The 25,155-nt window shown below is 63.2% G+C and carries 25 protein-coding genes and 2 pseudogenes; 11 read left to right on the forward strand and 16 right to left on the reverse strand.

Annotated elements, in window-relative coordinates; translation table 11 throughout:
* Nucleotides 1-9: 9 nt before the first annotated feature.
* The 11 genes from JWS13_RS30880 to JWS13_RS30930 form a co-directional block, all read right to left on the reverse strand.
* A complete protein-coding gene (locus JWS13_RS30880) occupies nucleotides 10-540 on the reverse strand; it encodes a hypothetical protein (RefSeq protein ID WP_007299691.1) in 531 nt (176 codons plus the stop codon).
* Nucleotides 537-1,118, reverse strand: coding sequence for a hypothetical protein (locus JWS13_RS30885; protein ID WP_007299692.1), 582 nt, complete (start codon nucleotides 1,116-1,118; stop codon nucleotides 537-539). The genes JWS13_RS30880 and JWS13_RS30885 overlap by 4 nt, the downstream gene beginning before the upstream one ends.
* Complete coding sequence (locus JWS13_RS30890; RefSeq protein ID WP_206009158.1) at nucleotides 1,094-2,581, reverse strand: MCE family protein; 1,488 nt, start codon at nucleotides 2,579-2,581, stop codon at nucleotides 1,094-1,096. The genes JWS13_RS30885 and JWS13_RS30890 overlap by 25 nt, the downstream gene beginning before the upstream one ends.
* Nucleotides 2,581-3,720: an MCE family protein gene (locus JWS13_RS30895; protein WP_206009159.1), complete on the reverse strand. Its 1,140-nt coding sequence runs from the start codon at nucleotides 3,718-3,720 to the stop codon at nucleotides 2,581-2,583. The genes JWS13_RS30890 and JWS13_RS30895 overlap by 1 nt, the downstream gene beginning before the upstream one ends.
* Nucleotides 3,717-4,913, reverse strand: a complete 1,197-nt coding sequence (locus tag JWS13_RS30900; protein ID WP_241032403.1) for an MCE family protein — start codon at nucleotides 4,911-4,913, stop codon at nucleotides 3,717-3,719. The genes JWS13_RS30895 and JWS13_RS30900 overlap by 4 nt, the downstream gene beginning before the upstream one ends.
* A 17-nt stretch (nucleotides 4,914-4,930) precedes the next feature.
* On the reverse strand, nucleotides 4,931-5,932 hold the full coding sequence (locus JWS13_RS30905) for an MCE family protein (protein ID WP_206009161.1): 1,002 nt from the start codon (nucleotides 5,930-5,932) through the stop codon (nucleotides 4,931-4,933).
* Nucleotides 5,932-6,939 carry an MCE family protein gene (locus JWS13_RS30910; protein WP_007299697.1) on the reverse strand — a complete coding sequence of 336 codons (1,008 nt, stop codon included), beginning with the start codon at nucleotides 6,937-6,939 and terminating at the stop codon, nucleotides 5,932-5,934. The genes JWS13_RS30905 and JWS13_RS30910 overlap by 1 nt, the downstream gene beginning before the upstream one ends.
* Nucleotides 6,939-8,102, reverse strand: coding sequence for an MCE family protein (locus JWS13_RS30915; RefSeq protein ID WP_206009162.1), 1,164 nt, complete (start codon nucleotides 8,100-8,102; stop codon nucleotides 6,939-6,941). The genes JWS13_RS30910 and JWS13_RS30915 overlap by 1 nt, the downstream gene beginning before the upstream one ends.
* Before the next feature lies 1 nt (nucleotide 8,103).
* On the reverse strand, nucleotides 8,104-8,889 hold the full coding sequence (locus tag JWS13_RS30920) for an MlaE family ABC transporter permease (protein ID WP_225927779.1): 786 nt from the start codon (nucleotides 8,887-8,889) through the stop codon (nucleotides 8,104-8,106).
* Nucleotides 8,890-9,021: 132 nt separating this feature from the next.
* A complete protein-coding gene (locus JWS13_RS30925) occupies nucleotides 9,022-9,816 on the reverse strand; it encodes an MlaE family ABC transporter permease (RefSeq protein ID WP_007299700.1) in 795 nt (264 codons plus the stop codon).
* A gap of 49 nt (nucleotides 9,817-9,865) precedes the next feature.
* The gene (locus JWS13_RS30930; protein WP_206009163.1) at nucleotides 9,866-10,969 is read right to left on the reverse strand and encodes an NAD(P)-dependent alcohol dehydrogenase; all 1,104 of its coding nucleotides are present in this window, start codon (nucleotides 10,967-10,969) and stop codon (nucleotides 9,866-9,868) included.
* 305 nt (nucleotides 10,970-11,274) lie between these two features.
* Here JWS13_RS30930 and JWS13_RS30935 point away from each other — a divergent pair, with 305 nt between their 5' ends.
* The 6 genes and pseudogenes from JWS13_RS30935 (at nucleotide 11,275) to JWS13_RS30950 (ending at nucleotide 16,043) form a co-directional block, all read left to right on the forward strand.
* The gene (locus JWS13_RS30935; RefSeq protein ID WP_206009164.1) at nucleotides 11,275-12,633 is read left to right on the forward strand and encodes a C40 family peptidase; all 1,359 of its coding nucleotides are present in this window, start codon (nucleotides 11,275-11,277) and stop codon (nucleotides 12,631-12,633) included.
* A 178-nt stretch (nucleotides 12,634-12,811) separates the two neighbouring features.
* Complete coding sequence (locus JWS13_RS30940; protein ID WP_206009165.1) at nucleotides 12,812-13,168, forward strand: hypothetical protein; 357 nt, start codon at nucleotides 12,812-12,814, stop codon at nucleotides 13,166-13,168.
* Nucleotides 13,169-13,771: 603 nt separating this feature from the next.
* Complete coding sequence (locus tag JWS13_RS45650) at nucleotides 13,772-13,936, forward strand: hypothetical protein (RefSeq protein WP_241032632.1); 165 nt, start codon at nucleotides 13,772-13,774, stop codon at nucleotides 13,934-13,936.
* Nucleotides 13,909-14,771, forward strand: a pseudogene (locus JWS13_RS45655) (AMP-binding protein). Before JWS13_RS45650 ends, JWS13_RS45655 begins: the two are co-directional and overlap by 28 nt.
* Nucleotides 14,772-14,859: 88 nt before the next feature.
* A pseudogene (locus JWS13_RS45660) lies at nucleotides 14,860-15,126 on the forward strand (phosphopantetheine-binding protein); the annotation flags it as partial.
* 113 nt (nucleotides 15,127-15,239) lie between these two features.
* Nucleotides 15,240-16,043, forward strand: a complete 804-nt coding sequence (locus tag JWS13_RS30950; RefSeq protein WP_206009166.1) for an alpha/beta fold hydrolase — start codon at nucleotides 15,240-15,242, stop codon at nucleotides 16,041-16,043.
* 519 nt (nucleotides 16,044-16,562) lie between these two features.
* On the opposite strand, the gene JWS13_RS30955 is transcribed toward JWS13_RS30950, so the two are convergent.
* Together JWS13_RS30955 and JWS13_RS30960 are read right to left on the reverse strand one after the other, a co-directional pair.
* Nucleotides 16,563-17,723, reverse strand: coding sequence for an acyl-CoA dehydrogenase family protein (locus JWS13_RS30955; protein ID WP_206009167.1), 1,161 nt, complete (start codon nucleotides 17,721-17,723; stop codon nucleotides 16,563-16,565).
* Between the two features lie 39 nt (nucleotides 17,724-17,762).
* Complete coding sequence (locus JWS13_RS30960) at nucleotides 17,763-18,575, reverse strand: enoyl-CoA hydratase/isomerase family protein (RefSeq protein ID WP_241032404.1); 813 nt, start codon at nucleotides 18,573-18,575, stop codon at nucleotides 17,763-17,765.
* Between the two features lie 318 nt (nucleotides 18,576-18,893).
* Here JWS13_RS30960 and JWS13_RS30965 point away from each other — a divergent pair, with 318 nt between their 5' ends.
* The 3 genes from JWS13_RS30965 (at nucleotide 18,894) to JWS13_RS30975 (ending at nucleotide 20,776) form a co-directional block, all read left to right on the forward strand.
* Nucleotides 18,894-19,217: an AMP-binding protein gene (locus JWS13_RS30965; RefSeq protein WP_338050684.1), complete on the forward strand. Its 324-nt coding sequence runs from the start codon at nucleotides 18,894-18,896 to the stop codon at nucleotides 19,215-19,217.
* A 62-nt stretch (nucleotides 19,218-19,279) separates the two neighbouring features.
* The gene (locus JWS13_RS30970) at nucleotides 19,280-19,696 is read left to right on the forward strand and encodes an AMP-binding protein (RefSeq protein WP_420855027.1); all 417 of its coding nucleotides are present in this window, start codon (nucleotides 19,280-19,282) and stop codon (nucleotides 19,694-19,696) included.
* Between the two features lie 147 nt (nucleotides 19,697-19,843).
* Nucleotides 19,844-20,776 carry an NAD(P)-dependent alcohol dehydrogenase gene (locus tag JWS13_RS30975; RefSeq protein ID WP_420855057.1) on the forward strand — a complete coding sequence of 311 codons (933 nt, stop codon included), beginning with the start codon at nucleotides 19,844-19,846 and terminating at the stop codon, nucleotides 20,774-20,776.
* On the opposite strand, the gene JWS13_RS30980 is transcribed toward JWS13_RS30975, so the two are convergent.
* Together JWS13_RS30980 and JWS13_RS30985 are read right to left on the reverse strand one after the other, a co-directional pair.
* The gene (locus JWS13_RS30980) at nucleotides 20,713-21,063 is read right to left on the reverse strand and encodes a hypothetical protein (protein ID WP_206009171.1); all 351 of its coding nucleotides are present in this window, start codon (nucleotides 21,061-21,063) and stop codon (nucleotides 20,713-20,715) included. The genes JWS13_RS30975 and JWS13_RS30980 overlap by 64 nt on opposite strands.
* 8 nt (nucleotides 21,064-21,071) lie before the next feature.
* Complete coding sequence (locus JWS13_RS30985) at nucleotides 21,072-21,311, reverse strand: SDR family NAD(P)-dependent oxidoreductase (RefSeq protein WP_206009172.1); 240 nt, start codon at nucleotides 21,309-21,311, stop codon at nucleotides 21,072-21,074.
* A 503-nt stretch (nucleotides 21,312-21,814) separates the two neighbouring features.
* Between JWS13_RS30985 and JWS13_RS30990 the strand changes: the two genes are divergently transcribed.
* Both JWS13_RS30990 and JWS13_RS30995 read left to right on the forward strand, forming a co-directional pair.
* Nucleotides 21,815-22,882, forward strand: coding sequence for an LLM class flavin-dependent oxidoreductase (locus JWS13_RS30990; RefSeq protein WP_206009173.1), 1,068 nt, complete (start codon nucleotides 21,815-21,817; stop codon nucleotides 22,880-22,882).
* A gap of 23 nt (nucleotides 22,883-22,905) precedes the next feature.
* The gene (locus JWS13_RS30995) at nucleotides 22,906-23,808 is read left to right on the forward strand and encodes an alpha/beta hydrolase (RefSeq protein WP_206009174.1); all 903 of its coding nucleotides are present in this window, start codon (nucleotides 22,906-22,908) and stop codon (nucleotides 23,806-23,808) included.
* Between the two features lie 841 nt (nucleotides 23,809-24,649).
* Here JWS13_RS30995 and JWS13_RS31000 read toward each other — a convergent pair.
* The gene (locus JWS13_RS31000; protein ID WP_206009175.1) at nucleotides 24,650-24,982 is read right to left on the reverse strand and encodes a putative quinol monooxygenase; all 333 of its coding nucleotides are present in this window, start codon (nucleotides 24,980-24,982) and stop codon (nucleotides 24,650-24,652) included.
* Nucleotides 24,983-25,155 lie beyond the last annotated feature (173 nt).

Here is a 25,155-nt window from a genome sequence, read left to right on the forward strand (position 1 = left end):
GGGAATTGGTCAGACCGGGGTCATCTCCGTCATGACCCATGTCCCGTCCTGCTCGGTCATGCCGACTCGGACGCGGCTGCCGTCCAATTTCGGTGCGGCGCTGTCGGTGCTGGTGGTCGACTGGTTGACGAAGAACAGCAGTGTCACTGCGTCTTCCGACGCGGAGACGACGGAGGATTCGACTACGGTCGCCGACGTGACGACCTGGCGTTGTTTCGCCGAGGGGATGATGACCTCCTTGCCGACGCTGTCGAACTGGCCGCGAAGGTCGCCGCCGAGACTGGGAAGTATGTCGGCGAAGTGCGCGTCGATGGTGTTGAAGTCGTACGACAACACGTCGCCGAGCAGTTGGGTGGCGCGGTCGCGCGCCTGTGTCTGCGCGGCGTCGACCTGGCGGTGGTCGTGCACCTGGAGGGTGATGGCGGCGGCCACCGCGACGAGGCCACCGGCGACGAGCACGGCGAGATAGCGGGTGGCCCGCCGACGTGCGAGGGACCAGGTTGCGACTGCCTGGGGTATTTGGGCGAGTGTGTTTCTCATGCCACGAACTCCACATCTGAGACGAGCCAGCGGCCGTCCACCGAATCGAGGGAGACCTTCATGCGGTACACCCGGATCTCCCCGTCGGGTGCCTCGGTGTTTTTCACCGTGGATGTCACGGCGGCGAGGACGACGGCGTGGTCGTCGTCCGCCTTGACGAGGCCGGCTTCCTTCACTTCGCCGGTCGACTCCACCTGGCCCTGGTTGAGCACGTCACCGAAACTTCCCGATGCGCTGGTGAACTGGTCTCGGAACGGCCCGGTGGTGCCGTCGGCGACGCGCTGGATGTCTTCGTCCACGCTCTGATGCCGCAGCGTGACCAGATTGACTACCACCTGGCGGGCCGTCTCGAGGACCTGTTGGTCTCGGGACTGTGCGGTCTGTTCGGCGCGCAGGTTCGTCCACGAGATCCCGCCGACGACCAGGGCGGCGACGGCGACGAGTACGACTGCCGCCGTCGTCACGATGAACCCTCGGGCACTCTTACGCACCTCGGAGTCGGCTATCGCGGCCGCGGCATCGTTCCCGGCTTGATCGAGGTCTGGTTCGACCTCTACCGGAGCAGTAGTGCCTGCCATGTCAATTCCTCCTCTAACTTTGGTGCAGAAACGCTGGCGATCGAGTACAGATCGCCGTTCGGTGCCCGGAAGTTCCCGGTGATCGGGTCGTACGGGACGCTGGTGTTGCCGTTGCCGCCGGTGAAGTCCTGCGGGTTCGACCATGAGGCCGGTGTGACGGTCAGGGGTTCGGGACCGCCGGGAGCGGGTTGGCTCGCGATCGGGCCCGCGTTCGGTGCGCCGGTGTCCGTCGGCGGCGGCGAATACGGTTGTCCGGGCCGGGCCAGCATTCCCGGCCAAGTGGACGGCAGACCGCCCGGGCAGTTCTCGATCTCGGCTGTTCGCACGGTGGGATCGGTCGCACAGGGGATGTTGCGTGCCCCTCGGGCGACCCGGGGGTCGGCCGGCGGGAGTTTGCAGTAGGAATTTTCCGGTGCCGGGACCGCGCTGAGATCGCTGGGGTCGCGGCGCTGCGTTTCCTGGTACCCCTCGGTGCAGGGGAGCGGGTTCGCGGAGTTGCCGAGTTTGACGTCGAGGGCGCCCTGACCGTACACCCGGTCGTCGGTCTGGACTCCTCGGTGCATGTAGTTGATCGACGCCGACACAGCCGGGTAGATCACCAGGATCTGCTGGATCCCGGGGATGTTGACGCGAGCGACCTCACCAACCGTCTGGAGGTTTGCCAGCAGCAGCGGAACGGTGGGGCGGACGTCGTCGAGAGTGCCGCTGACCGTGTCGAAGAACTGTGACCCATTGTCGAGGACGCCGCGGACCTGTGCGTCGCTCATCACCAACTGCTCGGAGAACGAGGACAGATCGTGGGAGAAGCTCGCGATGTCGGCGCGGGAGTCGACACCGGCAGCGAGGACCGGTTCGGCGTCGTCGAGCAGGGTTCGGGTTGTCCCGATCTTCGCCTGCGCGAGTTCGATGAGTGGACGGGAGGAGTCGATGAGCCGCGACAGCGCCGGTCCCGCCCCGTTGAAGGCAGTGTAGGCCTCGTCGACGGTGACGCGGAGGTCGTCCTTGGGCAGCTCGGACAGGAGAACGTTCACCTTGTCGACGACCTCGGAGGCGGGCACCGGGATTTCGGTGTTCGCCTCGGTGATCACGTCACCGTCCGCGAGGAAGGGGCCTTCGGACGACGCCGGAACCATGTCCAGATATTGCTCGCCGATGGCCGAGACGCTGCGGACGAACGCCCGGCTGTCGGCTGGAATCGCGAAGTCCGAATCGAGCTGTAATTCTGCGGACGCTCGATCGGGGCCGACGTCGATCGATTTCACGACGCCGACGTCGACGCCGCGATAGGTCACCAGTGAGTTCACATAGAGGCCTCCCGCGCGGTCGAATTCCGCCGTGACCGTGTACATCCCGATCCCGGTGACCCGCTCGAGCCCGAGGTAGTTGACCGCGGCGTTGCCGACGGCGAGAACAGCCACCACTGTGAAGACGATGAGCTGGAAGCGGACGAGTTTCGATCTCATCAGCGCGGTGCTCCGTTCTGCGGTGCGGACGTCGCTGGTCCGCCGGATGTTGTTGCGCCTGTGGGTGCCAACAGAGGATTCACCGCTTGGCGGGCCGGGTTCAGTCCTGCCAACTCGTCGAGCGGGATACTGCCGAGAACCTTGCCGCCGACCGTCTCGGCGCTGACGTCGAGGGTGAGGAAGAGATTCATGTAGTCACCCCGGACGGCGCGCTGGGTGGTCGTGACCGGGAACGGTATGGTTCCGGCGATCTTCAGCGCTTCCGGCAGGTGATCACCGGCCGCAGCGAGCTGCGAAAGCACCGGCTGCAATGACCGCAGATTCGCATCGAGATCCTCGCGGCTGCTCTCGAGCACCTCGGTGGCGACCTCACCGAACCGCCCCACGTCGTCGAGCATCGTGGTGAGTTGCTTCTGCTGTTCGTCGAGGATCTGCATAGCCGGCTCGATCGAGGTGATCCCTCGGTCGATCGTCTGATTCTGACTGGCGAGTTCCGCACCGAGGCGATCGAGCCCGTCGATGGCCCGGACGATGTCCTCGCGTTGTTGGTCGACGCCGCCGACGAACTCCTCGAGGTTGCCGAACAGGCTTCGCAGCGATTCCTCCCGGCCACCGAGTACGCGGTTGAGCTCGGAGGTCACGGTGCGGATCTGCTGCAACCCACTGCCGTTGAGCACGAGAGCGAGCGCCGAGAGCACCTCCTCGGTTGACGGATATTGACTGGTGCGGTCGAGGGGAATCACGTCACCGTCGGCGAGGAGGCCGACTGCGTCGTCGCCGGGCGGCACGGTGAGCTCGAGGTACTGGGAGCCGAGCACACTGGTTTGCGCGAGCTTGGCGCCGACATTCGCTGGGATCTCGGCCTGTGGGTCGAGTTCGAGTGTCAGTTTGGCACCCCAGTTGTCGCCGGTGATGTGGCTGATGTTTCCCACGATGACGTTATTGGCCTTCACCGGTGAGTTGCCCACCAGATTCTGGATGTCCGCCAGCTCGACGGTCACCTCGTGCGTGTCACCGCCGACCGCGTTGCCGGGCAGTCCGATCGAATTGATCCCGTCGAATCGGCACCCGGCCGCCGCGGCCACGACGCCGACGAGCATGGTCGCCGTGAGCGCCGACCTCCGAATAGAGTTCGTCATCGTGGTCCCTCCGGAAGGATGAGGTTCTGGAGACTTTGGGTGATGGAGGCGACGGGATCGGTCGGTGCAGGTGCGCCCGGCATACCCCCCGGCGCAGCCGGGGTGGTGGCAGGAGTAGGTACCGCCTGCCGCACGGCGGCATTGGCCAACGGTGCGGCAAAAGCTCTTGCAGCCGTAGCACATTCATTTGCGGGTGCGTCGACCGTGGTCAAGAGTGCGCAGATCAGCGAGCGCGGGTCCGGCATCTCGGGCACGGCGAGGGCACCGGTGAGCGAGTTGGCGTCGGCATCGTAGATGTTGTAGAAGTCCGACAGCGCCGTCGGTCCCGAGTGCAGGATCGACATCAGGGTGTCCTGGCGGTCGACGAGCAACCGGGTAATGTCCTCGAGCTGTCCGACGTTCTCGACCAGCGCCCCACGGTTGTCTTCGATGAACTTCGTCACTTCCTGGAACGTGGTCAGCATGCTGCTCAGCATCGCGTCGAGTTCGGTCCGGTTGGCGTTGAGCAGCCCCGATACGTTCGCGAATTCGCTGCTGAACGCCCGGATCTGCTGGTCACTGGCAGCGAGGGCGGTCGTGAACTTCTGCAGGTTTTCAACAGTGCCGAACAGGTCCTCGCCGCTTGCGTTCAGCGTGGTGGCGGCGTCAGAGAGATGGGTGAGGGAGTCGTGCAGCGCCGTGCCCGTCCCGTCTAGGGTCCTGGCGGTGCTGCTCACGAAGCGATTGAGCGAACCGTCCGGGTGCTCCGGGGTGCGGCCGGCGTCCTCGGCGAGCTTGACCACCTGCTTCTTGATCTCGTCGAACTCGACCGGGACGGCGGTGCGGTCGAGGGGGATTTCGTCGCCGTCGGACAGGGTCGGTCCGCCCGAGTATGCCGGTGCCAGCTGGATGTAGCGGCCGGTCACCAAGGTCGGGGCGACGACCGCAGCCTTCGCGTCCGCGGGAACGTCGTAATCGTTGTCGTAGTCGAATTCCACCCGGACCCGCTCGCCGTCCGGTTCGATCGTCGTGATGCGGCCTACCTCGACACCGAGGATCATCACTCGGTCTCCGACGTACATGCCGGTGGTGTTCCGGAAGTAGGCCGTGACGTGGTTGACGGAGTGGTTTTCGATCCAGGCGGCGGTCACCAGCCCGACGAGGGCGACCGCGATCACCACGGCGAGCAGTTTCGCCGGCAGTGCGCGTGCCATTTCCCGTACCGATGCCATCAGCGCGGCCCTCCGAAACTGCCCGGAAGCTGCCCGGAGAGATTGGCCGGGACGATGTTGTGGAGCAGCACCCCGAAGAACGGTCCGCTGCCCACCGCCTCGCCGACCTGCTTCGTGAAATGTTCGAGGCCGGTCAGCGAGGCGTTGATGTTGTCGTAATTGCTGTTCAATGTCGCCACCAGGGTCTTCAACTGTTCGAGAGTGGGTCCGAGTGTGGATGCGTTGTCGCGGGACAGGCCGGTGAGCGCATCGGCCACCTGACGTGACTGCACGAGCACCCGATGGATGGTGTCCGCCCGGCTGTTCAGCGCGGCGAAGAGCGACTGGCCCTGGCCGAACAGCGCGGAGACCTGGGTGTCCCGGTCCGCGAGAATCTGAGACACGTTGGCCGCCCCGGCGAGCAACTGACGCAGTTCCTCGTCCCGGCTCGCCACTGTGTCGGACAGGCGGGAGAGGCCGTCGAGGGAGGACCGCAGGTCCGGCGGAAGCTCGTCCTCGACCGAGGAGATCTGCTCGAGTGCGCCGGAGAGGTTGACGGTGTCGGTCTCCGACACTTTGTCGGTGACTTCCTCGAGCGCGCGGGTGATGTCGTATCCCGAGCTGGTCTGGGCAAGGGGGATGGTCGCGCCGTCGGCGAGCTCGCCGTGTCGTCCGGGAGTGATCTCCACGTACCGCCGACCGAGAGCAGTTTCGACCTTGATCGCGGCGGTCGTGTCCTCGCCGAGCCCAACCGCACCGCTGTCCGCGTCGAATTCGACGTCAACCTTTCCCCCGGAAATGGACAGCCCCTTTACTTTGCCGACCTCTACACCCGCAATCTGCGTGGTGTCACCGACCGCGAGGCCACTGGCGTCGGCGAACTCGGCGTGATATGTGGTTGCCCTGTTGATACCGGGAATGGAGTTGAAGTTGAGCGCGAGGAACAGGATCCCGATCAACACCGCTGTTCCGATCAGGCCCATGCGGAACGAATCCCGCTCGAGGAAGGACTTCTGAGCCATCACTGACACCTTTCTGCGGGAGCCTTGAACATCGGTGTGACGCCGCCGGGACCTGGGCCGGACGCGTACTTGATAGCGAGACCACAGACGAAGAAGTTCACGAAGCTGCCGTAACCCGCGACGCGGCCGATGAGTCGGTAGTTCTCGGGCAGAGTGGACAGCACCATGTTCAGCGTGTCGGTATTCGCGTTGAGGTTGCCCGCGAGATCACCCAGCGCGACGACATCCTGCGCGATTGCCGGCCGATTCTGATCGAGAACACTTGCGAGGCTGTTCGTGACACGATCGATGTTCCCCAAGGAATTGGTGATCAGATCACGGTCACCGTCGAGGCCCGCGACCAGTCGCTGCAATTGGTCGATCAATGCCGAGAACTGGTCACCGCGATTGTTCACCGTCCCGACTACCGTATTGAAGTTGCTCACCACCTGACCGATCGCCTGATCACGGTCCGCCAACGTGTTGCTCAAGGACCCGATTTGAGTCACCAGACGCCCGATACTCGCTTCCTGGCCGTTCAGTACCTCGATCAGCGAGGCGGACAACTGATTGGTCTGATCCGGGTCAAGCCCCTGCAGCAGTGGCCGGAAACCGTTGACCACCTGGTCGAGGTCGAGCGCCGGAGTGGTCTGCGCGAGTGGAATCGGACCGTCGAGCGCGCCGATGGCACCTGGCCCGTTCGACAGCTCCACATAGCGGTCACCGATCAGGTTCTTGTACTTGATCCGGGCCGTGGTCCCCTCAGTCAGGGGACGTTCGGTGGAGAGAGAGAACGACACGACTGCCGTGCCGTCCGAGGCCAACTCCACCCCCTTCACCTTGCCCAACGGCACGCCGCCGACTTTGACGTCTTCGCCGTTGCCCAGCCCGGACGCGTTCGAAAAAACGGCTTGATAGGTGTGTGTGCTGCCGAAGCGCATATTTCCCACCACCGTCGCCACACCGAACCCCGTCAACGAGGTGACCAGCACGAAGATCAGCAACTTGATACCCGGTGCCTTCGTCATCAGCGAACACCTCCGAACATGAACTGCGCGAACGGGTTACCGATCAGATCCTCGATACCGTGCGCCGTCTGGTAGGCCTTGCTGCCGTCGTCGAAATCGGTATGCCCGGGAGCCTGGGCGGGGTCGTAACACCGCGGTGCGCCGTCCGCACCGTTCTTCGGCGCGTTCTCCGGGTACGTGTACGGCGGATCACCCATCAGCAGAGTGCCGAGAATGTTCAGGCCTGCCTGATCACTTCCACCGACGGTGCGCTCGAGGTACTTGTTTGTCTGATCCATACTCGCAAGGAAGCACGGGTACATCGGCGCATTCTGTGCAAGGAGTGCCGTCGTCGGTTCCAACGCATCCAACGACTTTTCCAACGGGTCACCGGAGGCTTCGAAGAAGCTGCGCCCGCTGTTGCCGAAACCGCTGAAACTGAGCAGGAAGGCGCTCAATTGCTGCTCCTTCTCGGTCACCGTGTCACCCGTGGTGCTGACATGGTCGACGGTCCGGAGGAGATCCGGAGCGGCGTCGGCGAGGATGTCGGAGACCTCCGCGCCCTTGACCAGGTCGCGCTGCAACGTGGGAAGGCTGCCGTTGAATTCGGACAGGTAGGTGTCGAGTTCGACCATCATGTCGCCGAGTTGGTCGCCGCGGCCCTGCAGCGAGGTGGACAGCGCACTCAACGTCGCGTTGACCTTCTGTGGTTCCACGGTCCGCAGCACCGTCACCAAGGAGTCGAGGAGATCGTTCACCTCGGTGGCCACGGCGGTGCCCTGAACCACGGATCCCGCCGACACGGTGGTCGCCGAGGGATGCTCCGGTTGCACGAGGGTCACGAACTTGCGTCCGAACAGCGTGGTCGGATCGATCACGGCCGTGATGTTCTCCGGTATCGCCGAAGTCCGGCTCCCGTCGATGTCCATGGTGATTTCGGCCTGGTCGTCCACCAACTGCACCTTCGCCACCCTGCCGACGACGACATCTCGCATTTTGATGTCGGACCCGGGTTCGAGCATCAGGCCCGACCGCGCCGAGTACAGCTTGACCGGGACGGTCGAGTGGAACGATCCGCGGTAGATGCCGACGGAGACGGCCGTTGCGATCGCGATCAGCGTCACCAGACACACACCCAGGAGCACATAGACCAGGCGGCTCCGCTCTTCGATATGGCCACCCATGTCAGCCCGACACTTTCACGGCGCCGGCCGAGCCACCGTAGACGGCGATTCCGACGAGAAGGTCGATCACCATGATCGCGATCAAGGAGGTACGCACCGCACGTCCAACCGCGACCCCGACTCCTGCAGGCCCGCCCTTCGCGTTGTAGCCGTGGTAGCAGTGCACACACATCACGACCACGGACATCGCGAGGACTTTCACCATCGACCATGCGACGTCACTCGGCACGAGGAAGACGTTGAAATAGTGCTGGTAGGTTCCGCTCGCCTCACCGAGGTACTCGGTAACCAGCTGCGTGGCGACATACCCGACGAACAACGCCACGGCGTAGAGCGGAATCACCGCGATGACTCCGGCGGTGACGCGAGTCGTCACCAGGTAGGGCAGCGACGGAATCGACATCGTCTCCATGGCATCGATTTCCTCGCTCACTCGCATCGCCCCGAGTTGCGCAGTGAAACCCGCACCGACCGTCGCGGTCAGCGCGATTCCCGCGATGACGGGGATCGCTTCCCGGGTGTTGAAGAATGCCGAGATGAACCCCGACAGCGCGCCGATTCCGATGCGGCCGAGCGAGGTCACGCCCTGCTGGCCCACCTCGTACCCCACTGCGGTAGTGAGCAGTGAAATGACGACAAGGGTTCCACCGATCACCGCCAGGGCGCCGGTGCCCATACTGACCTCGGCGAGCAGCCGGATCGTTTCCTTCCGGTACCGCCGGAAGGTGCGCGGAATGGCGGTGACAGCATGAGTGTAGAAATGGAGCTGCCTGCCCATCTCCTCCATGTGGCCGACCGGTGCATCGACCACGCGGAGCGCGATCGTGGCAACCCTGGGTCTCGCGCCGGTGGCCCGAGTAGCTTTCGACACAGAATTCTCCCGTAGACAGCCGACTTCGCGGCTAATGGTGGAGCGCTGTCAGTGCAGCGCGAGAGTCGTGATAACCGAATTGGCGAGGAAGAGAAGCAGGAAGCTGAACACGACGGTCTGGTTGACGGCGTCGCCGACTCCCTTGGGCCCGCCCTTGGCGTTGAGCCCCAGATGGCATGCGACAAGCCCTGCAAGCATCCCAAACACCGCCGCCTTCACCTCGCTGACGAGGAAATCAGGCAGTCCGGTCAAGATCGAGATCGCCGTGACGTACTGGCCGGGAGACGCACCCTGCATGTACACCGTCGCGATGTAACCGCCCACAAGGCCGACCGCGGACACGAGTCCGTTCAGAAACATCCCGATCAGAGTCGACGCCAACACCCTCGGCACACACAGGCGTTGAATCGGATCGATCCCCAGCACCTTCATCGCGTCGATCTCTTCGCGAATCGTCCGGGAACCCAGGTCGGCGCAGATTGCGGTCGACCCGGCACCTGCAACGACGAGAACCGTGACCACCGGGCCGATTTCACGGATGATCGCCACACCCGCGCCTGCACCGCTGAGGTCGACAGCGCCGATCTCCGCCAGCAGGATGTTGATCTGGTAGACGAACATCATGCAGAAGGGAATCGCCATGAGCAACGCGGGCATGATCGAGACGCCGGCGATGAACCATGCCTGCTGAACGAACTCGCGAGCATGGAAGGGGCGCTTGAACATGCACCGGAACGTCTCCATCGACGTCGCGTAGAACGCCCCGACAGCCGTCGGCGCGACCTGAATGGCCTTCCGGACAGCGCTCGCCCTCGGCGGGCGGTCTTTCAGATCTACCGACATCGAACAACCTTTCTCACTGTTTCCGGAGCATCCGAGGGGGAGCCGGCCATCATTCGTGAACGAGGACGACCTTCACCGCCTCACCCCGATGCTGGACAGCCACAGCTTCATTGATCTGTGAGAACGGCATCGTCGTGATCAACTTGTCGAACGGGAATCTGCCCTGACGGTGCAGATCGAGGAGGTACGGAATGAACGTATCGGGGTCGGCATCCCCCTCGACGATCCCTCGGATCGTGAGACCGAACAGCTGGGTCGCCATCATTCCGATCGGAAGTGTGGCGGTGGGGTCGGCCGGGACACCGATGAGGCCGAGAGACCCCCGGACACCCAGTGACTGCAGGATCTGGTCCAGCACGGGAAGGAGCGCCGTCGTGTCGATCGCATAGTCGACGCCGTCGGGAACAATTGCCCGGATCTGCTCGGAGAGAACGCCATCCGCGGGATCGACGACGTGTGTGGCGCCCAGGGAGAGCGCGAGTTCGCGCCGCGACTCGTGTGGTTCGACGACGATGATCACACCGACCTCACGGACTACGGCGGCGAGCACGGATGCCAGGCCGACCGAACCTGCTCCGACGACCACCAGTGACGAACCAGGATCGACGTCGAGTGAGTTGAACACCGCACCGGCGCCGGTCTGGATTCCGCAGCCGAGCGGGCCTACGAGTTCGAGCGGGGCGTCGTCCGCAACCTTCACGACATTGCGCTCATGAGCGATGGCATGTGTCGCGAGGGAGGACTGCCCGAAGAAGTTGCTGCCGAGCCCAGTGTCACCGGCGGTAATCGCGGAACTGCCGTCCGGGCGCACGCCCCCGAAGTTGTAGGCCATGAAATTGTGGCAGTAGGCAGGCTCACCCTTCTCGCAGTGGGCGCACTGGCCGCAACTGTTGAAGCTGATGGCGACCTTGTCGCCTTCAGCGACCTTGGTGACCCCGGATCCGACCTTCACGACCGTGCCGCTGCCTTCGTGGCCGAAAACACCCGGGAGGGGGAACGGGAGATGGCCCTCCTTGACTGCCAGGTCGGTGTGGCAGAGGCCGACGCCGGCGATCGCGACGAGGACTTCGTGTTCCGTGGGTTCGCTCAGGGACACGGTCTCGATGGCGAAGTCGCCCGAGACTTCGTGGACTACGGCGGCGCTGATCTGCACGATTGCTCCTAGCTTCGATTTGTTGCTGGCTCTACCCGTTGTCGGGCATCACTTGCTTAGGGGTGATGTTAGGTAGGTCACAAGGCGAAAAATAGGGCTGACGGACAAGTTCGCTCCAATCTCCCTCTTCACCCCCCCGGTGGGGGGAGGTGGGGGGCAGCGGTCCAATCTCTGCCGACCGGTCCGTACCTCCGAAGAAGTATCCGAACCACCATCTGGTGCGACGCGGCGAGGAAAGCAGACGCGAGAGACTCGAGTCACATCTCGGGGTCAAGTGGGTCTGGCTCACAATCAGGAGGAAGCGAATGTCTGTTGATCCTTCGGCGATCATCGTCGGGGTAGCCGCGGCAATCGGGGGCTTCGTGCATGGCGCCGATCTCCCGGAGCCCGCACAAGGCATTGCGACGCAACAGGTTCAATCGATCGTGGAAGCCGCACCGGCGCTCGGCGCGCAGATCGACGAGTCCATCGCGGGCTTACCCCCCGAAGCTCAGGATCCGGCTCGTCGAGCCGTTGACGCTGCGGCCGTTGCCGTTCAGGACGCTGTAGCGCCGTTGTTGCCCCCGGTGCCCGACCAGGCGCCGCCTCAGAATCCGTTGCCACCCCGGGAGCCACAACCTCAGGACAACGCGAGTCCCCAGCCCTCTGAGCCGGTCGCGACGGAGCCGTATTCCCCGTCGTTGGGGCCGTCACAGACGACGGGGGACGCGCTCGCGAAGGGCGCGAGTGACGGCGCGTTGCCGAGGTTGGTGCCGTCGGTGCTCGATTCTCCCGCCGCAACTTCGTCGGCCATCGGTTCCATCGCCGTCTTCGTTCCGTGGTTCCAGAAGGCGGGCGCCATCTGCGACGGCGTGAAGGCACCGGTTCTCGCTGCGCTGTACGCCGCGGAGAACGGATTCCGCTATGGCGCAACCGCTCCGGTGTCACCGTCCGGTGCTCGCGGACCAGGGCAATTCATGCCTGCCACCTGGGCGGCGTACGGCAAGGACGCCGACGGCGACGGGAAGGCCGACATCCTCGACGTCGCAGACTCGGTGATGGCCTCCGGCCACCTCCTCTGCGACACGTACAACCAGATCGAACAGTGGAAATCGCAGGGCGAGGTGGTTGGAGACACGCTGGACCTCACGATCGCGGGATACAACGCGGGCGTCGGCGCAGTTCGATCGCATCACGGTATGCCCTCAGGCGAAGCGGATTACGAGAACCAGACGAAGCCCTACGTTGCGAAGATCCGCGCATCCGAATCGCGATACGCCTCGCTTCTCGGAGTCTTCGGAGGCGGGGCGGACGGGATCGGCGGCAAGATCGTCGAAGCCGCCATTCGGTACCTCGGTCTCCCGTACGTGTGGGGTGGCGGGAACGTGAATGGCCCCTCGGCAGGCGGTTTCGACTGTTCCGGGCTGACGTCCTATGCCGTCCACGCTGCCACATCGGGGTTGTCGCTTCCACGAACCTCCGAGATGCAATGGAATGTCGGTGTGGAGGTTCCACTCGCGGACGCGATGCCGGGAGATCTGCTGTTCGGGAACTGGGGGCCCGCAGGTCCCGGGCATGTCGCGATCTACGTGGGAAACGGGCAGATGGTGCACGCTCCGACGACCGGTGACGTGGTTCGTATCGCACCCGTCTTCGAGGGCATGAAGGCGCGGAGGGTGTTCTGAGGAGCCGATTCCATCGCTGCCCTGCAAGATTAGGGCGCCACGGCGTCAAGGCAGTGGACTAGCGGACGTTTGGCTCACATTGCCGGGTAAGTGAGAACACGTATGCTTTTGCACAAGCGCCTAGTTCAACAGATCCCAAGATCGAGTGAATGGTCAGCGAGGGAGAGGCCGACGGGCAATGTGGAACAAAGACATTGACAGCGATATTCTCGACTATGCGCTCCTCTGGGAGCCGCTGGGAGGAGCGACTCCCAACGACGTTTCAATTGCCTTCTCAATTGAGTTCGCCGATTTCAGCCACCGACTCAAGGGCGCTGTGCGGCGCCAGGTAGATCGACTGCAGCACGGCGGCACCACTCCGGATATCGTTTATGGGTTGTCCGCAATTACAACGCTTGTTCGGGATCAGCTCGAGAGTAACCGTTTCGGCGTGTCCAGAACTTCCGGTGGATGCGTCAGGCGTGACCGTGAAACTGCATACGCCGTCGCACCAGGGTCACTCGACGGCAATCCAATCAATCATCAGAGGGATTGATAGTTTGCCTCGGCGGATTTGGTCCGGATCGGGGGTCTGGGTTTCTCGTTCCACCCGATGATCCAGGCGTGGATGGCACGCTCGTGTCGTGGCCGCGTTGGAGAAGTTCGCGGTCACTTCGCCGAAACACCGTTCGGGCTGGTTGATCCAACTCGAACTTGTCGGGGTGATGTGGATGTGGAAACGAGGATGGGCGGTAAGCCGCCACTTCTTGTTGGCGGGGTCTCGTGCGTACCGTAATTTTCGCAGACCGATTGATGTCGAGTCCGTCGTGTGTTTACTGGTACCTTTTGGAGAACGAGGTGCTTAGATTCGGTCGCCCGGCATCGGCGGCGCAGCGAGGCAGCCCGTTCCATCGGCGACGGTGAAGGCCGCGAAGAGGCTCGCGGTGCCGTGCTGCACGTAGTCGCGGGTGCGTCTCTCGGGCCACGCCGGCAATATCGGGAACGCCGATCGCGGCGCGCCAGCGCCTGTACTTTGAGCTTCTCGTCGCACTGCACCACCGCGAACTCGGGTGTGTTCCGATGGAGTTCGATAACGTCGTAGACCTTGTTGACGAACACTGGATCAGCGGACAGTTTGAACCGGTCCTGGAGGTGGGGTTTGAGCTTCAACTTGCGGGAGATCTGCCCGACCGTGGAGTTGACCAACCCCGACTTCTCCGCCGTCGACGCCCGCCATTTTACCCACCGACGGCTGCGGCACCCGGACAGTCACGGCCACAGCATCGACGCGCGCCTCTGTCGGCGCGGCATCCGGCGTACCTGATCTACACGTCGGGTTCGACGGGCCGTCCGAAGGGGTGGTCGTGACGCACGAGGGGATCGCGAACTTCGCCGCCGAACTGCGTGAGAGACGTGGTGTAACAGCCGAATCGACGACCCTGCAATTTGCGTCCCCCAGCTTCGACGCCTCCGTGCTCGAATTGCTGCTGGCCTTCGGCGCGGGCGCCACCATGGTGCTCACTCCCGCGAACGTGTACGGCGGTGAGGATCTCGCGAGGCTGCTGCGGCAATACCAGGTGACGCACGCCTTCGTGACCCCTGCGGCGTTGGCTTCCGTCGACCCGACCGGACTCGACTGTGTTCGTACCGTGGTGGTCGGTGGCGACGCTTGCAGCACCGAACTCGTCGATCGGTGGGCGCCAGGGCGTCGAATGTTCAACGCGTACGGGCCCACCGAGGCGACCGTCGCGGTGACCATCAGCGACGCCCTCCACGTGGGGGAGGCAGTCACAGCCGGCGGACCGATTCGCGGCGTCGAGATCATGATCCTCGACGAACGCCTGCACCCAGTGCCCGAGGGTGTGCGCGGTGACCTGTACGTTGCCGGGCCGGGACTGGCACTCGGCTATGTCGGAAACGCGGCGCAGACCGCGGACCGATTCGTGGCCAACCCATTCGGAGGCAGCGGGGCTCGCATGTACCGCACCGGTGACGTCGTGCGCCGCAGGGCGGATTTGGACCTCGAATACCTTGGGCGCTCCGACCACCAGGTGAAGGTTCGAGGCTTTCGCATCGAACTCGGCGAGATCGACACCGCGTTGACGAGTCACCCACAGGTGCGGTTCGCGGTGACGATCGTGCACGGCGTCGGCGAGTAGGCGCGACCCGTGTCCTACGTGATCGCCGACGGCGCCACCGACCCCGCCTCAGTGCGGGCGCGCGTTGCCACCAAGGTCCCCAGGGTACATGGTGCCGTCCGCGATCTCGTTCCTGGATGAAATCCCGCTGACACCCGCCGGCCAACTCGACCGGACCGCACTACCCGAACCCGAGTTTCCCGGTACAGCGCAGCCGCGACTACCACGGACACCGGTCGAATCGACCATCTGCGCCGTTTTTGCAAAGGTGCTGGAGGTGCAGTCTGTAGGGGCCGACGAGAACTTCTTCGACCTCGGCGGGAACTCGCTGCTCGGGACTCGTCTGGTCGCGGCGCTACGCAGCGAACTCGGAGTCGAGGTCGCGGTGCCGTGGCTGTTGACCGACCCCACGCCGGAACTTCTCGCCCACCGGATCGAGCACACACAGACTCGGGGAAACCAGCCTCACTGGACGAGTCGGCGCTCGCGGTGCTGCTGCCGATCCGCGCCCCCGGAACTCAATCGCCCCTCTTCTGCATTCACCCGGCGATCGGGCTGTCCTGGTGCTACGGCGGACTCGCGCAGCACCTGGACTCGCATCGGCCAGTGTACGGCCTGCAATCGCCTGCGCTCACCGAAACCCTCGACGAGTCGACGTCGATCGAGGATCTCGCCGCGCGGTACGCCCGGGAGATCCGTACGGTTCAACCGGACGGGCTATACCACCTGCTGGGGTGGTCGCTCGGTGGGTTGATCGCGCATGCCGTCGCGATCGAAATGCAAAGGACAGGTCAAGAAGTCGCGCTGCTTGCCATGATGGACAGCTACGTGCTGACCGACCATGCGATGGCCGCTGCCGATCCGACACCGGCCGAACTGCTCGGCGAGTTCGGCATCGAGCTACCGGCGACCGATGGCGACTTCGACGAACTCACAGCCGAGGAGGTAGCCGAGCTCCTGCGGGCCGTGTCGAGCCCCTTCGGGTATCTCACTCCTCGACAACTCGAGCGAATATACGAGGACTACCTCCATGCCACCGAGCGGGCACAGGGATACCGCCCTGCGATATACCACGGTGACCTGCTGTTCTTCTCGGCGCGCGTGGAGAAGTTCGATCCGAAACGGACAGCGTCGGCTTGGCGTCCATTCGTCAGCGGAACGATCACCGACTATCCAGTCGAATTCGCACACGCAGACATGACGACCGCTGGTGCCCTGGCCTCGATCGGTCCAGTTCTGGACGATCGACTCAGGAACGCCCCGAGCGCTGCGATGGAGTTGATACTCACCTGAAGTTGGCAAAACTTCTCAACCGAATGCTCGAGGCTGGGTCGCGTATGCGGTGGCGGAAAGGACCGGTAGACCCCGAAGCAGCGGGCTCGCCGGGAGTTGTGGAAGCGGATGGCCGAGGAGCGGCTCGCGTCTCCTCGATCGGACGCGGCCTCAGCGTGTTTCGGCTCGGGCGCGTTCGGCTCGCCACAGGACGAGAGGGACGTGTCGTTTCCCAGGTTCAAGAGCTCGAGATTGCTTGAGTGCCGTGCCAACTGGCTCGACGGCAGCTTCAGTGTGGCCCTGGCGACAGCCGCCACAACTTTGATCACTGTCGGTGTGCTTATCGGGCGCCTGGGTGCCGAGGCGCTGCGCGAGTGAGGAGTGGGTGGGCGGCGGTGACGTGGGTGTTGGGGTGTCGTCAGCCGAGCTCGTAGCGTCCCTCGAAGTGTTCTGTTCCGAGAACAATTTTCGTCGATGCTGAGGATGCGAACCGGATCTTTCGCGCTCCAGCCGGTGGGGCCCGTCCAGAACTGGGTGATGTCAGTAGCTGCGGGGTAGACCGAGCATGTGATTGGCTATGTAATTGAGAATCATTTCGTTGTTCAGTGGTGCCACCCGCAGGATTCTTATCATCGGAAATAATGTAATGACATCACTGTCTTCGTCGAATGCGGAACCGCCGTGAGTTTGAATGGCGGCATCGACGGCAGCGTAAGACGCCTCCGACGCCAGGTATTTGGCGATGTTAGCGTCATCACCGGCTTCTTCGCCGCGATCGAACCGTTCGGCCGCCCGATAGTTCATTGCGCGGGCGGCTTCCAGCTGAGCTTTCGCCCTGGCGAGCGGATGCGAGACTCCTTGATAGGACCCGATGGGAGCCCCCCACGGGGAACGCTCACGGGCGTAGGAAACTGCCTTGTTCAAGGCGAGGTATCCCAACCCGAGGGTCCAGGCAGCGATGACGACCCGTTCGGCGTTCAGGGAATCGAACATGCTCGACAATCCCTTGCCTTCGACTCCGATCAGCGAGTCGCTCGGCAGCACCACATTGTCGAACCAGACACTGAATTGTCTTTCCGGTGCCTTCCAATCGATGTTCATAGCGGTCATGGATACGCCCGGGGTATCGCGCGGTAGCACGAAGATGGAAATGCCTTCGCTCTTCTTGGCGACCTCGCTGGCTGGTGTGGTTCGTGCCACGATCATGATGTGCGTTGCCTGGTCCGCTCCGGAGATAAAGATCTTCTGCCCGCTGAGGACGTAGGTGCCGTCATCCTGACGACGGGCGAGCGTCTGCATGGCGAAGCTGTTGGTCCCGGCATCCGGCTCGGTGATGGCGAAGCACATTGATTGTTGCGCGGTGAGGGTAGGCTCGACTAACCGGCGAATCTGCTCCGGTGTTCCGTGCCGAATGATCGACTGTCGAGCGAAGGACGTCAGCGAGAACAGCATCGGCGGTGTGCCGGCACGGCTCATCTCTTCCATCACGGCAGCGGTGGCGGTCAGTCCGCCACCTGCGCCTCCGAGGGCTTCGGGGACGCCGAGCGCGAACAAGCCTTGCTGGGCCATGGTCTCGTACATCTCAGTCGGAGCGACACCCCGGCGAGTGCAGTCCATGTAATAGGTGCGATCCCACTTCTTTGTCACGCCCGCGACGGCTTCGCGGACGGCGCTGAGCAGTTCTTCCGAGTCAGGCGACATTGGGAAATTCTCTTTCGTATGCGAACAGTGAACTCTCGGTCATCTACCGGTGAACTGAGGGGTGCGCATTTCCTGGAAAGCTGCGACGCCCTCGCGAGCATCCTGAGAGCCGAGAACCCGGCTGTTTAAGGCATGTTCGAGCGCGAAGGCATCACCTGGCGACAAACTGCGTACGGCGATCTCCTTCGCCGTACGCACGGCGACCGGACCGTTCGAGGCAATGCGTCGTGCAATGTCCATAGCTGTCCTCAACACGTTTTCCGGCTCGACGGCTTGGTTGATCAGTCCCACTTGTGCCGCGCGGTCGGCGGAAATGGTGCTTCCCGTCAAGAGCAGTTCCATGGCTACCGCCCAGGGGAGCTGACGGGGGAGGCGCACATTAGTTCCCGACCCCGGAATCAATCCCCACTTCACCTCGGCCAGCGCGAATGAGGAGTCGGTCCCGGCGATGCGGATATCGGTGCCCAGCATGATCTCGAATCCGGCGCCGACACAGGCACCGCGGACCGCAGCAATCACCGGCGTGAAGACCGCACTCAAGAACCGGGCGGTGGGGTCGGGGTTGAGAATGTCCCAGCCGGCCTCGAGGGCAGCGGGCAGTAGTGACTTCAGGTCGCCGCCAGCGGAGAATGCCCGCTCCCCGGCACCAGTGAGGACAATAGCCCTGATCTCCGGATCCTCGTCGAGCCGTTTCGTCACTTCGAAAAACTCACGGATCATCGAGAGAGTCATCGCGTTCAGTTTGTCTGGACGACTGATCGTCACCACAGCGACCGGTCCGTCGGTGGAGACTTCGATCGTTCCGTCCCGCGGGACGCTATCGCCTACGGCGTGCGCGTGTGCCGTTGTCACTGGGCCTCTTTTCCGTGCTAATCGTGGTCACCTTCGGTACGCGGCGGCCGGATCCTTCTCATCATGCGCGCCGGGGTGTCAGATCGCGCTGAGGTGTTCTCTATTGCGACATAGTTGTCCGGCGAGGCGCTCATATCTTCGAATTAGACGGGGCGTACGCCCATCCCGCGTTTCGGCTTCGATCGATCGCACCGTGAGGGCTCGTCATAAACATCGGGGTCTCGTTCCCACACGTGGCATCTGCGCGTTCGACGAAAGTCGCTTTGCACGACGATGACACCACGCTGGCCTGCGGCGAACTAGACGACCTCTCGGCCGGTGGCCACATTCATGGTCGCGCAATCGATTACGCCCGGTGACCGGGTCGGCGTCTACATGAACAATTGCGTCCAGTACATCGTTCTCGCGCTGGGGATCTGGAAGGCCGGGGCGGTTCTGGTCCCGTTCAAGATCGCCATCCCTCGCGCGCCGTTGCGCCACGCCGTGGAAGACTCCGGCGTACGTATCGTCTTCACGGACACCGCCGGAATCGGCCGGTTCAGCGGCGATTGCGACGGCCTCGACGTGGCCCGACGGGTAGTGCACCTTCCCCGTACCGAGGTCCCGTCAGCCGGCGAGCGTCCGGCCGCGCGTTGGAGCTGAGAGGAAGTCGTCGCATCGGACGCACTTCGCGGATCGTCCCACGACTGGATGACGGGAACGCGTTGCTGATGTACACCAGCGGCTCCACGGGGAAGCCGAAGGGCGTCCAGCAGACCCACCGCAACATCTCCACTGTTGTCGACGCGACGATCGATGTGTGGGGTGTCGGTGAGGCCGATCGTGCGGTGATCGACTACAGGGGGACGTACACCGCCTCGGTGCTTCCGACGGGTCCGGTCGAGCGCTTCGTCGCGGCAACCGGAATCACCACGGCAGTCGACATCTACGGACAGACCGAACAGATGGGTGTCGCCGTGCGCGGTGGATGTTTGTGCGTCGTAGCTCGTCGGATCGCGGCAGGAAATCACCCACGGTCGTGCTGCGTTGCATTGTGCGACATTCATGGAGGCCCCATTCTCGTACCGTCGACCATGGGCAGGTTGGTCTACGTCGACTTCACCATCAGTTCGTTCGCATGATTCAGGCACAGCATCATTGACAGCAGGAGAGCGGCCAACGTGAGAGCTCTGCAGTACACCGAATTCGGTGCTCCGCCCGAGATCGTCGACGTCCCCACTCCCGTCCCGGGAGCCGGTCAGGTGTTGCTCCGCGTAACCGCCGCTGGTGTGTGTCACTCCGACCTGCACATCATGTCGACGCCTGCGAGCGAGTACCACTATGGGCCCCTGCCGCTGACTCTCGGACATGAGGCCGTGGGGACGGTGGTTGCGAGGGGAGAGGGCGCCGACCACTTCCCCACAGGTACCTCTGTGCTGGTCTATGGGCCATGGGGGTGCGGGCTGTGTCGGAATTGCTCAGAAGGCCAGGAAAACTATTGCACGCATCCGTCCGGGGTGAACCCCCCTGGGATTGCAGTCGATGGAGCAATCGCCGAGTATCTCTTGGTCGACCACGAGCGCCACCTCATCCCGTTGGGTGAGCTCGATGCCGTACAGGCGGTAGCCCTGACCGATGCGGGTCTGACTTCCTACCACGCCGTCAAGCGTGCAGTGACCAGGCTCGGTGCAGGATGTGTCGCCGTGGTCATCGGGGTCGGCGGGCTCGGACACCTGGCCATACAGATCATCCGGGCACTCGGTGCAGCCCTGATCATCGCGGTCGACATCGCCGAAGACAAACTGCAGTTGGCGCGCAACGTCGGTGCGGATCACGCGGTTGTCGGTGATATACGCGCAAAAGACGTGATCACCGACCTCAGCCGGGGACGCGGCGCTGACGCAGTGTTCGACTTCGTCGGCTCGCCAGAGACCGTCACGCTTGCAGGTGCCGTGGCAGCCACGTACGCCGAGATCGCCATCGTCGGCGTGGGGCACGGCACTCTTCCCGTTGGCTATCGCCGTCTGGCATTCGAGGCGAGTGCTCGGAATACCTTTTGGGGAAGTAGATCTGAGCTATGGGAGGTAGTCGATCTGGCTCACTCGGGGCGCCTTCGCGTCGAGGTCGAGACGTACTCTCTCGATCAGGCACCTGACGTCTACGAGCGTCTCTCCCGAGGTGAGGTGTTGGGCCGGGCAGTGATCGTTCCTGACTGCGTGTAAGCGCCCCGGGCCTGGCGCACGCTCACGCACGCCTCGACGTCGGGGGCCTCTTCCGAATGAGGAATCCGGTACGGCGCGGACCCTCCGGCATCCAGCACATGCGTGGTGCCGGTGACGTAGCGCGCGTCGTCGGAAACCCGGTAGAGCACCGCATTGCTGACGTCGATCGGCTCCACCCACGGAACCCGGAGCCCGTTCATGTGGATGAACCCAGTGGCTACCTCTTCCTGGCTCAGGTTCTCGGCCTGCGGGAAGAACATGCTGTAGGTCGCATCGTTGTTGATCATCGGAGTATTCACCATCGTGGGGTGACGGAGTTCACGCGGATGTTGTGCGGTGCGAGCTCGACCGCGAGAGCAAGCATCAGCCCGACGACGCCATGTTTGGCAGCTGTGTAGTGAGCCGGATTCGCGTAGGCGACCAAGCCGGCAACGGAACTGGTCCGGACGATCGACCCGCGCTGTCCTCGCTCGATCATCGAGGGAATCGCTGCCTTTGTCGTCTTCCACACCCCGGTGAGGTTGACATCTGGCACCTCTTGTCACTGCTCTTCGGTCAGCTCCCAGGACTCTCCGAGCTCGCGACTCCAGCATTCGCGATGGCGATGTCGATGCCACCGAATTCGGTAACCGCGTCCCGGCTCACCTTATGCATATTGGGCAGCGGACACCGGTCCGCAAATACCTTGTTGTCTAGACGTCCCACTCGGGTCTCCTCCTTCGTTTGCAGCACTGTTGGACCATGGCCCACACGGCCACGTGAATCTAAAACGACGCCTGGCACTCGGTATGGAGCAAAACGAGACTTGTAGAAATCCGCACTCCGGACGTGTTGCTCGGGTCCGTGAACTGTAGCGGGATGGGACAACTCGGAGTGATTGTGAGCTGCGAATCTGAACACAGCAGCACATCCGGGTGATAGTGATCACCGTCAAACTTGGCATATCCACCTGAGGGCTGCACTCGCAGTGACCGGCAGGTCACATCACCATCAGCAGAAAACTCGGCGCGCACCGCCGACCCGTGACAAGGAGTGCACGTGAAAGTCCACATGACCAACCTCATCCAGAACTACAACAACGCATCAACGGATTACGCGATCTTCAAGGATCAGATCGCGTTGTCTCTACGCGCCGACGAGGACGGATACGAGAGCATCGGGTGCGTGGAGCACCACTTCGATCCCGGCTACTCGATGTGCCCGGACAACACACAGTTCCTGTCGTACCTGGCAGGCCGGACGAAGAACGCGAAGTTGCACACCACGGCAGTGATCCTTCCGTGGAACGACCCGATGCGCGTCGTCGAGAAGATCGCACTGCTGGACAATTTGTCGGACGGTCGCGCGATGTTCGGAATGGGACGCGGACTCGCGCGACGCGAGTACGAGGGCTTCGGCCTCGACATGAACGAGTCGCGTGAGCGGTTCGACGAAGCGGCAGCAATGGTCATTCGTGGACTCGAGGACGGCTTCGTCGAGAACGACGGCAAGTTCTACCCCCAGGCAAAGGTCCCGGTCCACCCGAAGCCGCTGGCGACTTTCAAAGGCCGGACCACCATGGTCGCCATGAGCCCGGACTCGGCGGTCGTCGCCGGCCAGCTCGGGCTGCCGATGTTGGCGTTTATCCAGGGCCCGATGGAAACGATGCACATGCCGATGATCGAGGAGTACCGCAAGAGCTACCGCGACACGCACGGCGACGATGCTCCGCCGCCGATGATGATCGACCTCACCTACTGTCACAACGACTCCGACGAAGCACGGCGAGTCGCGTACGAAGCCTGCGTCAATTATTACCTGACCTGTGTCGAACACTACGAGTTCGGTGGCCGCCATTTCGAGCACACCAAGGGTTACGCGTCCTACGCCGCGGCCAAGGATGCCATCGAGCAACTCGGTATCGAAACCGTCTGTGACGTATATGCCAACGCACAGATCTGGGGAACTCCGGACGAGCAGATCGCGAAGCACGAAGCCCGCAAGGCCATAGTCGGTGACTACGAGGTCATCTCGGTGTTCCAGTACGGCGGGATCAAGGGTGAGACGGCTGCAGCCGGATACGACCTGTTCACTCGCGAGGTCAAGCCGGCGCTCGAAAAGCTCTGACACCACATCCAAGGAGCGAGGACATGACTAGCCACGAATTGAGCCGGGCACGCGGCCTGCTCACTCACCTGGTCTCGGAGCCCGAGGCCACAATGGACGATTACCGCAGGCTCTACGACGAGGTGCTGGCCAACTTCGAGTTGCCGGCTGATGCGAAGGTCGAGGCAGTGGACGCCGGCGGTACGCCGGCGTTCTGGGTCGACGCGCCGGACTCCGCACCCGATCAGGTGGTCATCGTGGTTCACGGTGGCGGATTCTGCATGGGGACTGCCAGCGGGTATCGAGAGTTCGGCTACCGAATCTCGAAGGCGGCGCGCGCGCGAGTCCTGGTGGTCGACTATCGGTTGGCCCCCGAACACCCGTTTCCTGCGCCCCTGGACGATGTGGTCACCGCGTACCGGTGGGTACGGCGGCAGGAGGGTGTGCGAAGCGTGGCGTTGGTGGGCGACTCCGCTGGCGGAGGCCTCGCCATCGGCGCACTCGTCAAACTTCGCGAGGACGGCGACGAGGCTCCCGATGCCGCGGTTGCGTGCTCACCGTTGGTCGATCTGGCCGGAGAGGGTGCCTCCTTGACTGAGCGAGCTCACCTGGATCCCCTTCCCGCCTCCGCTCTCGTCCAGGCCATGGGGGGTGCGTACCTCGGAGGTAAGGATCCGAAGTCCACCCCTCTCGCGTCTCCCCTGTATGCGGATCTGAAGGGGCTACCACCGCTCCGCGTGCTGGTCGGTACCGACGAGGGTCTCCACGACGATGCGGTCCGCTTGGTGGGGCGAGTTCGCGAGGTCGGCGGCGAAGTGGAGTTCGAGATCGGCGAGCAGATGGTGCACATCTGGCCGCTCTTCAACTTCTTGCCTGAAGGGCAGGCCTCCACCAAACGCATCGGTGAGTTTCTCGAGAAGCATCTGGCGGCCCCACACAAGGTCTGAGTGATTCGTGGTAGGTCCTGGTTGTCGTGCCTGCACGACGACCACGACCGACCACGTTGTGTCTGTCGTGGTTAGCCGGTGACTCCTCGTCACCACTTGTAGTGGAAGTTCGTACTCGAGTGATGATGTCCGGCTACGCGTCGGGAAACTCTTGCGTTGTCGGACCAGTTGGGAAGTGGTCAGTGTTGCGAAGCAGTCAGTTATGAGAATTCGAGAGAACTTGGACGACTGTATCGGCGTCCTGCGTTTGGTTGTCGATGCGGGTACCGCTCTCCTGTCGGTGATCGCCGCGGTTCCGGTCGCGTTTGTCATCGGTGAGGTGGCGGCGAACGAGCGGAGGACGAGCGGAGAGCATCCGCCCTGCGTGCCACCGGGTTCGCCGACGCACGATCTCGGAACGGTCGTCACCTATCGATGAGTTTGACCGGCGGGATTTTACCCGGATTTCCGCAAAGAACCTCGCTGCGGTGTTACCCGAGGTGGCCGCAGAACGACACGGAGCTACACCGCTACGTGAAAGGCACTGTGCATGAACGTAAACGGGAGCAACTGCGTGCGAGGGCGCCGTCGTGCCCATCGCCAACGGAGCCTCGTCCGGCACACACATCGTGCTGGCTGCCCGTTGGGCCGCAGCGGAGCAACGGGAGGGAAGTCGGGTCACCACGACTATTACTCGGCTCCGTGGAGTTCGTTGCTCGGTGGAAGATTGCAATGGTCGTCGGGTTGCGACAGCGTGTTGTATCGGCCGAACGGCAGACATGCCGCCGTGCGGTGACGGCGACATGTCGGGTCAACGCAACTTGCGACGGTGCCCGTGGCCTATCGGGCCAGCGAGCATCAGTCACAAAGCGCCAAGTTTGATGTCGCCGGCCAGAATCGGCTTCACGATGGTGACATCGAGCGGTTCTGCCAACAGATCGGCAACATCTGTGGTCAGAGCGGCGAAGGCATTCCCGGCACCATGAGCCTGGAGATCCTCCATGGAAGACCATTTCTCGATAATGACGAAACCCTCTCGTCCACGTATGCTTTGGTGCGCCGCGTAGAGTTCACATCCTCGGTCGTGCTGATGCGTCGCCGCCACGGCATTACGCAGTGCGGTTTCGATTTCGTCTTCCTTGCCGGGAACGGGGACAAAGTTGGCAATAACCACTACAGGTTCGGTGTCTGCCATGATATCTCCTTCATAGGGTGCCGCAGTTGGGCGGTGGGGCGGTCCGATCGATCGTAATTCCGCAACGGTGCGCACGTTGTCCCAAAGCGCGCCAGTCGAATGCGCAAATGATTGGTACGGCGCCGATCAGGCGCAGAGGTTGCCGTCGCTGTGAACGAACAGCTCGATTGGTT

Origin of the sequence: Rhodococcus pseudokoreensis, from assembly GCF_017068395.1 — a bacterium.
Taxonomy (GTDB): domain Bacteria; phylum Actinomycetota; class Actinomycetes; order Mycobacteriales; family Mycobacteriaceae; genus Rhodococcus_F; species Rhodococcus_F pseudokoreensis.